Raw genomic sequence first — 15,113 nt, 5'->3', positions numbered from 1 at the left:
GAAAAAGAGGTGTTAAATGGTGGACATTGATATTCAACCTAATATTTTAATAGTAGACGATGATGAAGATATTTTAGAAATGCTACGTCTCACCTTTCAAAAAGAAAATTTTACAAACTTGACCCTATGTACCAATGCAGAAGATGCCCTAGATTTAGTGAAAAAATATAGTTTCGACTTAATTCTTTTAGATGTAATGCTCCCAGGTAAATCTGGATTTGAGATCTTACCTTCGGTAAGAGATGCGTCCGACGCTCCCGTTTTCTTTTTGACAGCAAAAGATACAGATTTTAATAAATTAACAGGGTTTGCTTTTGGGGCAGATGATTACATAACGAAGCCTTTTAATCCGTTAGAAATTGTGGCAAGAGCTAAAGCAATTTTAAAACGCACAATATATACAAAACCTAAAAAACATGAACAGGATGAAGGAATAGACTTTGGCTATTTTAAAGTAAATAAAAAAGCTGCAGAGTTGATTGTTGAAGGAGAGACTAGGGAGTGTTCAGCACAACTGTATCAACTGCTTGTATTTTTTTGCGAAAACTCAGGGCGAGTGTTAACAAAGGATCAGATATATGAACAGGTTTGGGGAAGTAAAGGAAATTTTATAGATGATAATACAATTATTGTACATATTCACAAGCTGAGGGATAAGATTGAACCCAATCCTTCTAAACCGATATTTTTGAAAACAGTTAGAGGATTAGGATATAAGATGGTGAAGGCAGAATGCACAATAAACTAACCTCACAATTTATTTTGCAACATATTTTTTTCTTAATTTTATGTACAATCCTCATCAGTGTTTTCTTTTTCTACCTATATCAAACCTTAAGTCAACAAGAATACAATTCAGATTTTACCCGGGCAACAAACGATTACATAGAAGGAAATGTAAACACAAAAAATAACAGTGTGGAGTTTAGTGAGGATATAAAAGAAAACATTAACCAAAATCACGGATGGCTTCAAGTTATTGATGTCCAAAATGGGGACGTTGTTAACTCTTTAAAAACGCCCGATGAGGTGCAAAACTACTACTCTATGCATGATTTAATTAATATAAATACAAAAGATTTTGACTCCCCTTACAAGTTTAAGTCTTGGATGATAAATGAGGAGCTTATGGCTTTATACGGCTATCCCTCAATCAGCGAGCAGCTTATAAACACCGTAAGAAATGCTGAAACCTTAAGTTCTTCTTCCTTCCAGAATACCCTTCAAGAGGACAAGGCTTGGTATATAGTCTACGATCAAACAGGAGATATTGTAGACAGTTTTAATCAACCTCAAAAATTAACTAATGAAGAAATCATAAGCGAAGCAACACCAGTAAGTAACAAGCACTACGACATTGCGACAACATCAATTTCAGACAATACTGTTGTACTGGGGGCGCCTAGGGAAGGGGCATATACCGCAAACTCTTTAGATAATGAACTTGGAGTCTCTGTCCTTATAAATTTGAGTATCTTCCTGCTATGTGTACTCATCTGCTTGGTACTGCTCTCTTACTATCATGCAAGACGGTGGGGAATTCCAATTCTCCATATGCTTGAATGGATTGAAAATTTAGCAAACAACCAATTGAAGAAGCCATCAGGACTGAAAAAAGGAAGAAAAATGCGCTTTCCACGTGTTTTTTCTGCGATCCATGAATCTTTAGGAATTCTTACAAACAAGTTGCAAGAGAACAAAAGACATAATGAAAAGTTAATAAAGATGAGAGAAGATTGGATTGCCGGTTTATCACATGATTTAAAAACCCCTTTAAGTTCTATGGTCGGATATGCGGTTTTATTAAGATCGCTTGACTACGAGTGGTCTGCACCTGAAATACAAAACATCGGCAACTCTCTTCATGATAAAGGAAAATATATTCAGTCATTAATAGATGACCTAAGCTTAACGTATCGATTGAAGTATGAGTCTTTGCCATTGCAAAAAGAAAAAATTGAGGTTTCTCCACTTTTAAAAGAAATTATAATCGAATTTTTTAACCACCCTGAGTTTTCTGAGTATAATGTCGAATTCAGGGATGAAACGGAAAATCCAATTTATTTTGAAATGGATACTAAGTGGTTTAAAAGAATCATTGGTAACTTGTTAGGAAACGCCATCAAACATAACAATGCTCATACAAAAATAACCGTAAGGCTATATTGTGAAGAATCGAGATTTTGCATCCGAGTAGAAGACAATGGGGAAGGTATGGATAAGGAAACCTTAGAGAATTTGTTTACTAAGTACTATAGAGGTATTTCAACTACTGCTAACCAGGAGGGGTCTGGTCTAGGACTAGCAATTACCAAACAATTAGTGGAAGCTCATAATGGAAAGATAGAAGTATTTAGCGAAAAAGAGCAAGGGACGAAAGTCAGATTGATATTCAATCTCTCAAAAACTTAAGAGATCAATAATTTGGCAAAAAGTAATTAGTTCCCGGCAAGGTAAGGGACTAGCTATACTAGGACTAAAATTATTTCCTTCTTTTGTTAAAGAAACTCTTCCGAATACCAATGAAATTGTTCTTGGGGTTAACAAGAGAAATTTAGCCGCAATAAACCTATATAAAAAAACCAGCTTTGGAGACGAAAACAAAATTTATGACGGACCAAAAGGACCTCAACATATTCTACACTTGCAAATATGATCTATAGTTAGCTTTTATATTAGTTCCCTATCGTTTATGCTTTTCGATAGGGAGGTAAAGCCTTACGTATTGTTCTGGAAGTAGTCAGTGACAGTACAGCGAAGTGGTGAAAATTATCAATCTCCCCTTTCTGCTATAGTTCAAACTTTCCATGCTCGAAATATAGCGTGGGCAACAGATGCATTCCTATTATAAGAAAGGAAAAAGAGCATAATGGAAAATAACCAGTATAAAGAATTATTAGCTGAAATAGAGAAATTAAAATTTCACAACCGCAGTCTCCTTACACTTGTGGGATTACTAAATGACGATAGAATGCAAGAGCCAACTATACACGAAACAGTAGTTACATATGATTTATCCAAAAAAGATTTGAAAGAATTCACAAAACATATACAAAATTACAATGGTAATAATTTTGCCTTGGAACAAAAAGCATTAAAAGTCAACCCTATTTTTAATAGGACTAACATTATCTCTATTGTGAAATCGCTTGTAGTTTCAGGGATGGTTAAAGAAAAGGGGTTAGAAATTTTAGAGTCTTACAAATAGTTATTGCTTTTTTTGATCTTTACATCCTGTGTAAAGATCTGTTTTATTTAGGAGATCTTTAGGCAACCGTTTCAATAGCTGCAATGCCTTGCCGGGATCTTTTTGTTAGATATTTCGTCAGAGTTTCTCAATCCACTCCTTCCCACATGTGAAGGGTAAATATTCATTTAATAGCATTTTTAAATACCTATTTATATCTGGGGAGCCTTTTGGATTATTTAATATGGACTCTATCCAACAATCTCTTTCGTAACTTAAAACTTTTAGATCCCAACAGCACGCAATTAATCCTTTAGTAGTCACATATTCAAAAGTACCAGGGGCTTCATGTGACTCCATATAAACATGATGGTTTAGTTCATTTTCATTAGACCACCAATCAATATAAAATAGAATCCAAGTCCAAAACGATTATTTGTCACTGCTGGATAAGGTAGGATATCACGAGCAAGTTCTTTTGCTTTATCAATTAATCTGTTACTCCGATGGTCACATAAAAAGAGATCCCATATACTTTTAGGGACCTGCCTCTATCTTCCTATAAGGCATCAGCGCTTTTCTTAGCACTCTCCATATTTCTGGTCCTAACTGCTTTGAGTTCAAGCTCATTCAGGTGCTCCATTGCTGGAATATGTGTCCCTCTAGCCTATCCGTTATACTTTTTCGTACAATTCGCATTTAGAGCATATTCATGAAATCTGCAGAGGTGCCTGCTTATTAAATCTTTTCAAGAAGTTGTACGTTCTCGTCAATCTGTGCGTCACTTTCTCTCTACACCCGTTAAGAATAATGTTTTTCGTGAGATTCTCGAAGATGCTCAGTATAAACCAAATTTCAATGCTCCTCATGCTGCATTCTTATTCATGCCTTCATTCGGAGTTCTTTGAATGTAAAAAGGGCTATGCTGGACTATCTCATGACTTCATTATTAAACCTTTGAGAAACGGGGGTTCATGGTTTGTCTTTTTTCTAAAATATGGTACATTCTCTGAAAATGTGGGAAGAGCTTGTCCAATGGTGTTTAGACCAAAACCGTTAATAATATTTTTACGAAACATATAATTTAAACTCATACATTTATGTTTAATATTATGTAATATATTTCAGTAACATATAATTTAAGCTCATACATTTATGTTTAAGGTTATGTAATATATTTCAAATAGAACTAGTAGCTAATGACGTGTAATTTTAACAGTACTTAAGATAGGGAAAATAACAACGTATAGTGAAAATCATGGTGCAACTCCTTGGTTTTCACTCAAATATTGGTAGTTTTTAAATATACAGTAGTAAATATCTCGTTTTAAGGCACTATATGAGGTTTTTTAGAGTTTCAAAGGGGTAATTACCTAATGAATAATAAAAATCCTCTCTACACCCTAGAGAGGATTTTAAAAGTTATTAGCTGAATTGCATTTTCCTTCTTTGTTCATTTATTTCCGATGTTATTTGTTCTCTATTTTCTCTCCACACATTTTCAGCTTGATCTACATCCATCAATTTTATAAACTCTTTCATAGCTGACTCTTTTATTATAAAATCCGGTAGTGAATCTAATCGTGAAACTTTTTGACTAGGAATATATTTCTTAATTAGATCACGGATCGCTTTTTGAATTGGGTCTGTTATTTCTTTTTTCTCTTGGGCTTGTTTCGGTAGTACAGTAGAAATATATCCAATTGGATTTTTAATATCATCTTTGTACTTGATCATATTCATTAAATCAATAATATTTTCCTTAGGGTATTTAAGCCATTCTTTTATTAGTTTTTCAGACAATTTTAGCCCAAGGGTTAAACCAATCTCTTGAATTTCTAACACATCTTCATTTTGAGTCATAGTAAAAAGATTCGGTTCTTCACTCTCTAATGTCTTTTCAAGCTTAGGCTCGGTTATGACTTTAACCTCTTTATTTGAATTGCCGTTGATTTTAAATTCAATGCTAGTTACCTTTCGACCCGTTTTGATTTCATTAAGCTCAAAATTAATATCAGTTTTTTGATTAATTTCCGTCTGCGCGACAAGAAGCACCTTATTTTTAAAGTGGCCATATTGTTTGTATTTTGTTGGCTCGATACCAAGTAAGCTCCTCAATTCTAACATTGTTAGCTGTCGCTTTTTTAACCTTTCATATTGCTTTAAAAGCTCATAAATTCTGATCGAATAAACAGAATTTAACCTCACTACATTCTCAAGTTGATAGGTAGTAAACTTTTCTTTAAGTTCTAAAAAAAGATCCTTCAGATCTGGATGGAATTGTAGAGTTATGTAACCTTCATTTTTTTCATAAATAGAAGTAATGACCCAGCTATAATCACGCTCTTGCCCATTTTTTTTTATTGTGAGCACTTTAGTTTGAAGCCCTTTCACAATTTCTTTTAAGTAAGAGTAAAATCCAGTTCCTTTTTTATTTCCTATGATTTCAATAAAATCCCTAGCCCTAAAACTATACGTTTTTAACGTTTCGTCACTAGGTTGAACTTTTGAAGCCATCACTAGAAGAATTCTTTGTTCTTGCAAAGATAGTTTATATGTACTTTCAATTAATTCATTTGACTTTGTTACCCAGTTTTTTATGTCTATGCTTTGAAGTTCGCTTTGTTTGATATCAAGTTGATTCTTCATAAATGACATCCTCTCGACTTAACTATCACTAACTTATCATAGGAGTGATTTTAAGTAAATATTTGTTTTTCACCCTAGTTTTAACACATTTGTTGGGTGGAAGACGCAAAATTAGTGATAATAAAATCATGGGATTAAAATCCACGGTTCATGATGCCTTCAAAAAGGGGTTTTCTGGTAACAAAACAGCTCTAAAACGCAAAATTAGTGAGCGTTAATAGTAATCCATTAGCAAAATTGGTGATAGTTTAATAAGAATTTATTGTGTAAGGGGAAATTAGATCAAATAGCAAAAAAAGTGATAGTTCCTAGCAAAATTAGTGATGGTTAGCAAAAAAGGTGATACTATACGCAAAATTAGTGAGCGTTAGTAGCAAAAAAGGTGATGGTTCTTAGCAAAATTGGTGATAGTTAGCGCAAAATTAGTGATACTATACGCAAAATTAGTGATAGTTAGCGCAAAATTGGTGATACTTTCATCTCTCAAAGCCTTGATATCACTAGGTTCATACCCCTCTAAAACAGTAAAACAAGAAACATTTAAAACAAATAATTAAAACAAAATAAAAAACAAACAAAAGAATGATGATTGTATTCTATTAAATTATTATAAGTTCTTTTCAACCCAAATAATTTTCAATATTAAAGGTTCAAAACCCTGAACTAATAAATTGCATTGATAATAAATCAGTTCAGTTTATAAGGTGCATTTCTCAATCACTTTTATTGAAGACAGTAAATTTAGACGTACACTAATGATCCCCTCCCCTATCTCCATTGCAAACATCCGTTGGATAAAAGTAACGACCTAACTTGCCAATAACAAACTCAATTTAATTATGTAACAGTTTACGTAATACTTTAATAAAACATAATTACTTAATGATGATGTTTATCATAATTATTATTGAATAAATTACTTTAAATGTTTTTCTTTCAAGACCTATATAAACCTCATCTAAAAGATATTTTCATTTCTCTGGTAAGGTCAATTTCTTCAACCACTCCGACTTAATAAAGGATGATCACTTTGATTTTCTTTACAACATTATTCCAGCAAAACAGTCTACTTTTTTGTTGTTTATAATATGTGATTTATTCGGAAAAAACTGACTATCACTTCGGAACTTTGATTTTAAAAGTACGCTCTTCTACTTGAATAGCACATCATATTTATTTAGAGCAACAAAGGTCTCTATTTTTATATCGATTATTTTTTGGGAATTAAATAGAATTATTCCTTATCTAAATTTGTGAGGTGGAACTAGCATCGATTATCTCTTGGAGTGAATATAAATATCGTAAAAATTAAAGACAACAAACAACATGTTATGTAATACTATATGTAACAGTTTACTAGTACATAATCTTATCCTATTAAATTTTCTTTTTCCTTAAATATGATGGTATAATATTCACTAGTAATAGATTGATAAGGAGGAAAAACATGGCTAAGGTGATTACTTTCGGTGTTCAAAAAGGCGGTGTCGGTAAAACTCTAACCTCGGGTATTACAGCTTTTTTATTAGCTCAAAGAGGTTATAAAGTTCTCGCTGTAGATATGGATTCTCAGGGAAACCTTACTCAATTCATCAGTGGTAGTGATGATTTGTATGACTTTCAAGAACAAACGGTGTTAGAAGCTATTAAAGAAGGAGATGCTCGCCCTTACATAAAGGCAATGGATGATCATCTCCATCTCCTTCCTGCAGATGACTTTCTCGCAACCATTGCGCAGTATCTGTTCCGGGAATATAGCGGAAACCCTTCTTTAGCTTTGGATAGCGCTCTTAGTTCAGTGAAGGACTTCTATGATTATATTATTATAGATACCCCCCCTGCTCTATCAGAACAAACAATTAATGCCTTAGGAGCATCAACGCATGTTGTGATTATGTTTGAAACGAGTAAATTTTGCTATTCGGCTATTCCTCGTTTCTTAGATACTATTGAAGCAGCTAAATCTAAAATAAACCCTGATCTTCAAATAGCAGGCATTTTGCGAACATTAGCTGATGCAAAAAGGACGGACTCAAAGGCAATGATCGAACTAATCGAAGAGGAATATTCAGAACTAGTTTTTGATACAGTTATCCATCGAAGGGCCACTACTGGCCGTTTACCAGTATATGGACTATGGGAAAATAAAGAAGCAAATCAAGCATTTAGCTATCACAAAAAATTCTTAAGGGAGTTGATTGGTCGTGTCGGAAAACCAGAAAAAGTCTAATTCTACTAATAAATTAAAGTCTGCAGTGAAATCAGGAAATCGGCGGCCAAGCCCTGCAGCTGCATTTTTTGGTGATGCAAACAAAGAAAACGTAACAGAAAAACGTAATAGTAACAGTAATAGTAACAGTAACTCTATTCACTCTTCAGAGAATCCTGTAGATCAAACTCATAGGGAAGAGAACCAACATGAAACAGAGGAGACTGCAAATATTGCAGTGCAGGACACTGCAGAAGTTAAGAAACAGGCAGAAACACCAAAAAGCGTATCGACGAAAGCTGCGAGTAAAAAGAAACAAGCTTCTCCTAAAGTGCTACAAAAAGATAATGAATTTTGGGAGTTATTAGAGTCCAAAAACAAAAAGCTAACGATGGAGGATACGCATACACGCCAAACGTACCTAGTGAGGAATGATCTAGTAGAGCGACTTCAGCAAGTATCGGCTAATCAAGGAAAAGGATTTAAAACTAGAGCTATTAATTTTGCTTTAGAACAGCTGTTAGATGAGATAGAATCAAAATAAGATAAAAAACATAACGTGCAGTGACTATGCAGTCACTGCACGTTATGTTTTTTTATATGGAAAAAAGTTATTTGCAGGCCCCTGCACTTTTGTGCAGTGAAGCAACTCAATAATATGAGTTTTGTGATTACAGATTGCAATTAAAATCTGGCGTAAATTTGCTTCAGTGTTAATAAAACAGGCTTCTTAAGAACGAGCATGGCGATCAACGTTTTGTGAGCATTGAAAATATATAAAACTAAGCAATTATTTTATAGTCCCCTCCCCTTTCCATATTTATAGATCCTAAAATTTTTAGTTAAACCAGGAACTTCATCTAAAACAGAAAGTGGTTAATAAGTAACTAACCAAAAATAGCTTTTATGGAAATAGTTCTCCAACGTAGAAAAACTGCATCATAATAGATTATTTTATAAGAGTCATAAGTTCTAACTACTTTCAGGTGAAAATATCAATTATCCACTTTCAATTACATTTCATGTTTATATAGACATAAAATATTATTTAACTTCTTAAAACAAACTCTTAATGGTATGTAACAGTTTCATGTTACATACCATTAAGAGTTTGTTTATTAGAATACATAAGTGTAATTCCTTATTTAAACCTATTTATTATCATATTTAATAAATAGGTTTAATCATAGTAAACTAAAACATAAACTGTTTACACTTTAGATCGCTAACTGATTTCCGAGGGAAATCAGTTAGAAACCACCTTATAAAATAAGCAGCTATTGAATACGAAAAAGTATCACTCAAACATAATATTTTACTTATCTTCTTATATAATGTGTTACATAAACGTTTCCATAAAAATAATAAATTAAATAACTGTAATATAAATCGTATACGAAATATGAAACGCAAGTACTTCCATTAATATATTACTGTTTACGTTAAATTATATGTAATTTTTAAAACAGAAATTTATAATGTTGATTTTCTAGTCGGTACAGCCGATAAAATCAATATTTTACTAAGATAATTTTCGTGGTTTTCTTTTCCCAGTATGAAAGTAAAAGATTAATAAGAAAATGATTTGTATGCAGAATGGTCTTATTTGCAAACATAAATAGATAATTGTTTGCAAATATGATATAATTGCAAACAGATAACTAAGAAGAGGTGAATATTTTGAGGATTGCAGCTATTGACGTAGGTAATGATGCTTTAAAAGGGTATTTTGGAAGTTTAAATAAAGAGCTTTACATACCGAATGTTATTGCAGAAGAGGGCGAAGAGAGGCAAGAGTATGAACTTGAAAAAGAGACACTAAACGGGTTGCACATAGAAGTTACATCTTCCAGTCTTAAAGAAGGTAAAGGAATCTATGCAGTTGGAAAACTCGCCACAACATATCAATTCAATGATGAGTTAACGTCGGATTCGGACAAAGCGACGAGTGATCAGACACTCATTATGCTATTAACATCACTTGCAGTTGATGCAGTCGAAACATATGAAGAAAAAGATGGAATCATTCAAGCAACATACTTTTTATCTACAGGAATTCCATTAGATGAAACAAAGCAAAAATATCGAAAAGTATTCCGTGACAAACTAAAGCAATCAACACACGAAGTTCGTTTTCTTCAAACGCCTAATCATTCAGGAAAAAAAGTGATCCTTAAATTCGAAGAAGTACTGGTTAACATTGAAGGGTTTGCTGCATTTGTTGATCTAACCACCTATGATAATGGACAAACGAGAAACCAAAGCATGTTGGAAAAGAAAATATTAATTAATGATATCGGAGGAATATCGACAGATGCAGCTGTCATCAATCCAAACGGGGAAATTGATAACATTTCAAGTATTGGCATTGATGAAGGGATTTCTGTTTACTTGGATGAAATTGCTGAGAGTGTTTACGATAAATATAAATATAAATTCCAGAGTCGTCCACTAGTAGTCGATGTGATAACAGGTAGAAAAGCAGAGCGTAAAAATCATATAAAAGTCAAAGGAAAACCCGTATCTATACAAAAATTGGTGGATGAAGTACTTACAAAAGCAGCAAAAGTTCAATATCGTCATGTTGAGCATATTTGGAGAAAGACACCAGACCTTGATGAAGCTTATTTAATTGGAGGAGGCTCATTACTCTTGAAGTCATACCTTGAGAGAATTAATGAGCAAAAACAGGAGTACCCAATAACTTTTATAGGTGATTTATCTTCTGAAGATGCCATTTGGACAATCGCTAGGGCATACTACAAACTATCTATGATTTATGCACAGCAAAAAGGGATTGAACTAGAAGTCGCAAAAGCGAGTGAGTGATAAACATGTCAGGTTTCTATGATCGGGGAAAGACGATTTCCTTTCGTCTTCCTAATGATACACCTGAGTCAGTCTTGAGTTTTTTAAACGAACTAAAGGAAGTAGAGGGACGCAACTTCAGTAGAAAACTGGCAACTATATTATTTGAGGGTATTTTAAATAAAAAGGAAGCTACTGAAGATATTATTTTGACCATGCCAGCTTCTTTAACGAAAGAGGAGCAAGAAGTCCTTCAGAACAAAATTACAAAACGTCTTCTCGGACACGTCATTTACCAAATGATAACCCAAGATTCTCCTGTGAAAAAAGAGAATTCCGAACTTCACGAAAGAAAAGAAGAATTACTATTCGAAACAAGTGCAGTTCATAATCGATTCGCTAAAAGTATGTTTGATTTTGAAGAAGAATGAGCCTTTTTATGGCTCATTCTTTTTGTGGTGTGCACCGGAATGTCGTGCACGCTTTAGAGTTCAAGTCCCGAACGGTGAAGGTTGTGGTAACCGTTAGCCAAAGGCAAGGGTGTCCGGGGCAACCCGGAATCTGAAAGAAGCTGAAGGCAAATCTCCGACCCGAGGAACACGAACCTCATAAGAGGCTGTCATTCTTGGATGAAATGACGATACATTAGCCCTTACAACCAAAGGGGAGGACAGTAAATAAGGCGGGTAGATGGAGAGGAAGTTTGTGCGCTTACCCGGGGAGGACTGATGGCCCATGCCCTACACTTATGGTAACTGGCCTCACGAGAAGTCACTGAACCATCAGAAGTCAGCCGAGGTCATAGTCCCATCTCAAACTCGAGATGGGACGGGAAGGACCGAATCATGAATAGAGAACAGGTTCTACCGATGTACGCATCGTTCGATGACGCAGAACATTTCAGCTCAACATATGAGGTAGGAGTGAAGTCACTAAAAAGCATTTTCCACCGAGCGTCGCTTTCTGAAGATGAAACTGACCAAATATTCACGGATAGATTGCCCAATGATGGCTACTGTAACCAAACTTGCTGCAATATCCATGAACCAGGATAGCTACGGTTTCTTGCTCTTGAATTCGTGCACCTGCAGGCATTTGCTTCCAAATTTTGATGGCGATCTGGTGGGGGTGGGAAAGAGCGACACCATTTTCCAACTATCTTGTTTAAAGCACTCTGTTTTCTTGTTCCATTGTTCGTAATTTTATTCTGTATTTTAAGCAATGTCTCCCCTTATTATCCAAATAGTAATGTAAACGCTTGGAACCCAAAGTAAATGGCAAAACCGAGTAAGCTTAAACTTGATACGAGGGAAATTGTTTTAAGTACACGATCGTTTAGTATTTTTCCGAAACCACTTGATAATGTGGCCATGGTAATATCCCATATCATTAATCCAAGGATAATTGCTCCTCCATACATAATTAAATGGAGATTATCATACCGATTTATTGTGTTTGCTAAGACTGATCCATATATACCTAACCAAAAGAGGATAGACAGGGGATTAGTAATCGATAACAGGAACCCACTCATAAATGTTTTGCTTAAGGAAGTCTTGTTTCTCAAATTAGGGGAATTTATTTGGGACGAGCTTCCCAAATTTTCAAATGCGGTGTAAAAAAGAACAAATGAACCAAAAAGCCATAGAAAGGACTTCATTAAAGGAATTTCTAAAAAGTGCACAACTCCTAAAAAAACACCAAGAATAAAACAAAGATCAGCCACAATTGAACCTAATCCAATTAACCAAGAATGGAAAAAACCATTCTTAATTCCTTGATTAATTTGAGCAGCATTTATTGGTCCAATAGGTGCAGCTAATGACAAACCAAGAAAAATATAACCGAGGAATATACTCAATATATTTCACTCCCTTTTATCAGCTTGTACCATTCATATTCAAGTATTTGTTAATTAATGTACGAGTCAATTATTGTGGCCAAAATAAGAAAACACATTGCTCAAGGGAGCAATGTGTTTTCTTGTCTCTATTAGGTTGTTGCTTGATTTGTTTCTTCGAGCAAACGTAACAAATCCGTAGCTCTTTGAATTTCTTTTTTATCCACTTCACTATCGGGATTAATCATTACCTCATTTAACGCTTCCTCTGCTAACTTAATAAATTGTTGTGCTTCTGCATAACCTGTATTGTTTTGCTGTTTATGTTCAACAGCTATCCTCGCGTTATTTAATTGTTCATGTAAATAATCCATTTGATGAGTCATTTCAAGCCTCCTACTTTTTATTAGTATGTTTGACTAAATAAACCTTTTATACTTGCTTTGAAGCAGGTCTGATTCAATAATCGATGATTATTTCTAATAGATCAACTGTCTGTTCCATCACGATACTGTATCAGCTAATATCATTTTTTCTCTTGCACTTCTCAAGCATATTTGATTGTACTCTCCTTTTTCTCTTCCGGTTTTACAAAGACAATTACGATAAGTAAGGCAAATAGACTTATCCCACCGGACAGATAAAAGACAAGATGGTGGGAAACAGACATAACTGACGCATAGACTGGAGGTCCTGCTGCAACACCAATAAATCGCATAGCACTATAAAAGGAGGTAATGGTGCCACGTTCTCCTTTATCAATTCCTTCTGTAATTAAAGCATCAAGACATGGAAGTGCCATCCCAATCCCGATGCCACTAAATACAAGGAAAAGAAGCAAAAAGAGAAATGAGTGTTGTAATCGTAATGCAACAAACGAAAGGGCCAATAATCCCATGCCACCAGCAATGACTAATTTCATTAGTTTTTTCTTTTGACCCATTTTCTTACCGGAAACAAAGGAGCTTATAGAGAGGAAGAGCAAAGGGATCGCAAGGAAGAACCCTTTTTTTACGCCTTTGATGTGATGGTAAGTTTCCAATGTGTCTGAGAGGTAAAATAAAACACCAAATAGAACAAACATAATAATGCATCCAATAACAAAAATAGCGTAAAGCCATTTTCCATTTGCTTTGAAAGTATCTTTAACACATTTGGTGAATTCAGTAACAGACTGTTTTTCATTATCTATATCTGGAATTTTCACTAAGAAAATAACAAGTAAAACACTAATGAGGCTAAAAAAAGGAATAAACCAAAATGGTAAAAACCAGATGAACGATGCTAATAAAGCACCTATTATCGGGCTTAATACTTTTCCTACTGTATTCGAGGTTTCAATTGTACCCAACCCAGCTGTGATCTCCTTATCATCACTAAACATATCTCCTATTAGAGGAATGACCACTGGAGCTGCTCCTGCAGATCCTATCCCTTGTAGGACTCTTCCGACAAGGATCATATGAAAAGGATCATCCATTTGCCAGGAAGCCCAACCAGATACAACACCTCCTATCCCCGCTAAAACAAGGCAAGGTATCATGATAACCCTTCTGCCTAATCGATCCGACAAATAACCAGCAATGGGTATTAATGCAATTGCAACAATCGAATAAACCGTTATGATTAATGAAACCTGAAATGATGATATTCTTAGTTTCTTCTCAATCAAAGGCAGTACTGGAATTAACATTGAGTTACCTAGTGTCATAACAAGTGGGACTGATGATACAGCTAATAAATCAAGCTTTTTCTTTTTTTTGTGCACCTCTCATCACCTTTTTTTAGGTTATTGTGCAAACTCACTATTTGTATAATGTCTTTACATTTTAGTATTGATTTCATGACATTTGAATATTCTTCATTTGGTTAAATGAGTGAATATTAAATTGAACTTATAGCAAATTAATGAAGTAAGTATTTGAGCTTTAATGGAGAAAGTAAACCTAAATATTGAGGTGAAATAAAAGATGTCAAATAAAAAGAATGATCCAGCCGGGACAGATGACGCCATAATATTGATGTTTTTATCACTAGTGGAGGAAGATGGAATAGAAGTACCCATCACTTTAAATGTAAAAGGAGTCATTGTTTCAGGTATTTTAATCGGGGCCAATGCTTACTATGAAGGAATTTCAGAAATATCCAAACAGTTAAAGGATAATACGATGTCAAAAATCATTGGCAAGAAATTTACTGTATTGAAAGAAGCTTATTTAAAGCAGCTAGAGGATAGCAAAGAGGAAAACCCTGCGACTTTTCTTCATTTAAAAGACATTACTTTCACAGGAGTAGAGGGGTATAGTCATTCTAACTGGTGGAGAGGCAGAATTTCTTCAATAGACGCTATATCCTTTGATCCACGTAGTTTGGGATGAATATAAATATTGGATAATAAATGGTTACCAATTATATGAAGG

The 15,113-nt window shown here is 34.3% G+C and carries 13 protein-coding genes; 9 read left to right on the top strand and 4 right to left on the bottom strand.

The features are described from left to right. Positions 1-16 precede the first annotated feature (16 nt). The 3 genes from ABFG93_RS22340 to ABFG93_RS22330 all read left to right on the top strand — a co-directional run bounded on the left by ABFG93_RS22340 (position 17) and on the right by ABFG93_RS22330 (position 3,208). Entirely contained in the window at positions 17-748 is a 732-nt protein-coding gene (locus ABFG93_RS22340; RefSeq protein ID WP_347552990.1) for a response regulator transcription factor, read from the top strand. After that, positions 733-2,412 (top strand): sensor histidine kinase, encoded by a 1,680-nt coding sequence (locus ABFG93_RS22335; protein ID WP_347552989.1) that lies wholly within the window; start codon positions 733-735, stop codon positions 2,410-2,412. The genes ABFG93_RS22340 and ABFG93_RS22335 overlap by 16 nt, the downstream gene beginning before the upstream one ends. A 457-nt stretch (positions 2,413-2,869) precedes the next feature. Beyond that, positions 2,870-3,208, top strand: coding sequence for a hypothetical protein (locus ABFG93_RS22330; RefSeq protein ID WP_347552988.1), 339 nt, complete (start codon positions 2,870-2,872; stop codon positions 3,206-3,208). 1,404 nt (positions 3,209-4,612) lie between these two features. Here the strand turns inward: ABFG93_RS22330 and ABFG93_RS22320 are convergent. Further along, positions 4,613-5,836: a replication initiation protein gene (locus ABFG93_RS22320; RefSeq protein WP_347552986.1), complete on the bottom strand. Its 1,224-nt coding sequence runs from the start codon at positions 5,834-5,836 to the stop codon at positions 4,613-4,615. A 1,447-nt stretch (positions 5,837-7,283) separates the two neighbouring features. On the opposite strand from ABFG93_RS22320, the gene ABFG93_RS22315 reads away from it, so the two are divergent. The 5 genes from ABFG93_RS22315 to ABFG93_RS22295 all read left to right on the top strand — a co-directional run bounded on the left by ABFG93_RS22315 (position 7,284) and on the right by ABFG93_RS22295 (position 11,908). Continuing rightward, positions 7,284-8,066, top strand: coding sequence for a ParA family protein (locus tag ABFG93_RS22315; protein ID WP_347552985.1), 783 nt, complete (start codon positions 7,284-7,286; stop codon positions 8,064-8,066). Continuing rightward, positions 8,041-8,589: a hypothetical protein gene (locus tag ABFG93_RS22310; RefSeq protein WP_347552984.1), complete on the top strand. Its 549-nt coding sequence runs from the start codon at positions 8,041-8,043 to the stop codon at positions 8,587-8,589. Before ABFG93_RS22315 ends, ABFG93_RS22310 begins: the two co-directional genes overlap by 26 nt. 1,127 nt (positions 8,590-9,716) lie before the next feature. Beyond that, complete coding sequence (locus tag ABFG93_RS22305; RefSeq protein ID WP_347552983.1) at positions 9,717-10,874, top strand: ParM/StbA family protein; 1,158 nt, start codon at positions 9,717-9,719, stop codon at positions 10,872-10,874. Between the two features lie 5 nt (positions 10,875-10,879). Then, complete coding sequence (locus ABFG93_RS22300; protein WP_347552982.1) at positions 10,880-11,284, top strand: hypothetical protein; 405 nt, start codon at positions 10,880-10,882, stop codon at positions 11,282-11,284. Positions 11,285-11,698: 414 nt separating this feature from the next. After that, positions 11,699-11,908 (top strand): hypothetical protein, encoded by a 210-nt coding sequence (locus ABFG93_RS22295; RefSeq protein WP_347552981.1) that lies wholly within the window; start codon positions 11,699-11,701, stop codon positions 11,906-11,908. Between the two features lie 179 nt (positions 11,909-12,087). Here ABFG93_RS22295 and ABFG93_RS22290 read toward each other — a convergent pair whose 3' ends face one another. The 3 genes from ABFG93_RS22290 to ABFG93_RS22280 all read right to left on the bottom strand — a co-directional run bounded on the left by ABFG93_RS22290 (position 12,088) and on the right by ABFG93_RS22280 (position 14,404). Continuing rightward, complete coding sequence (locus ABFG93_RS22290) at positions 12,088-12,714, bottom strand: LysE family transporter (RefSeq protein WP_347552980.1); 627 nt, start codon at positions 12,712-12,714, stop codon at positions 12,088-12,090. A 131-nt stretch (positions 12,715-12,845) separates the two neighbouring features. Then, positions 12,846-13,079, bottom strand: coding sequence for a hypothetical protein (locus ABFG93_RS22285; protein WP_347552979.1), 234 nt, complete (start codon positions 13,077-13,079; stop codon positions 12,846-12,848). 161 nt (positions 13,080-13,240) lie between these two features. Next, positions 13,241-14,404 (bottom strand): MFS transporter, encoded by a 1,164-nt coding sequence (locus tag ABFG93_RS22280; RefSeq protein WP_347553243.1) that lies wholly within the window; start codon positions 14,402-14,404, stop codon positions 13,241-13,243. A gap of 259 nt (positions 14,405-14,663) precedes the next feature. Between ABFG93_RS22280 and ABFG93_RS22275 the strand changes: the two genes are divergently transcribed. Next, the gene (locus ABFG93_RS22275) at positions 14,664-15,071 is read left to right on the top strand and encodes a hypothetical protein (protein ID WP_347552978.1); all 408 of its coding nucleotides are present in this window, start codon (positions 14,664-14,666) and stop codon (positions 15,069-15,071) included. The last annotated feature ends 42 nt before the right edge of the window (positions 15,072-15,113 follow it).

Source organism: Pseudalkalibacillus hwajinpoensis, assembly GCF_039851965.1.
Lineage (GTDB): Bacteria > Bacillota > Bacilli > Bacillales > Guptibacillaceae > Guptibacillus > Guptibacillus hwajinpoensis_E.
This window is presented reverse-complemented; position numbering and strand designations above follow the sequence as displayed.

Coding starts and splice junctions, on each gene's coding strand:
- ABFG93_RS22340 (WP_347552990.1), top strand. CDS start 17: ATGGTGGACATTGATATTCAACCTAATATTTTAATAGTAGACGATGAT.
- ABFG93_RS22335 (WP_347552989.1), top strand. CDS start 733: ATGCACAATAAACTAACCTCACAATTTATTTTGCAACATATTTTTTTC.
- ABFG93_RS22330 (WP_347552988.1), top strand. CDS start 2,870: ATGGAAAATAACCAGTATAAAGAATTATTAGCTGAAATAGAGAAATTA.
- ABFG93_RS22320 (WP_347552986.1), bottom strand. CDS start 5,836: ATGAAGAATCAACTTGATATCAAACAAAGCGAACTTCAAAGCATAGAC.
- ABFG93_RS22315 (WP_347552985.1), top strand. CDS start 7,284: ATGGCTAAGGTGATTACTTTCGGTGTTCAAAAAGGCGGTGTCGGTAAA.
- ABFG93_RS22300 (WP_347552982.1), top strand. CDS start 10,880: ATGTCAGGTTTCTATGATCGGGGAAAGACGATTTCCTTTCGTCTTCCT.
- ABFG93_RS22295 (WP_347552981.1), top strand. CDS start 11,699: ATGAATAGAGAACAGGTTCTACCGATGTACGCATCGTTCGATGACGCA.
- ABFG93_RS22285 (WP_347552979.1), bottom strand. CDS start 13,079: ATGACTCATCAAATGGATTATTTACATGAACAATTAAATAACGCGAGG.
- ABFG93_RS22280 (WP_347553243.1), bottom strand. CDS start 14,404: ATGACACTAGGTAACTCAATGTTAATTCCAGTACTGCCTTTGATTGAG.
- ABFG93_RS22275 (WP_347552978.1), top strand. CDS start 14,664: ATGTCAAATAAAAAGAATGATCCAGCCGGGACAGATGACGCCATAATA.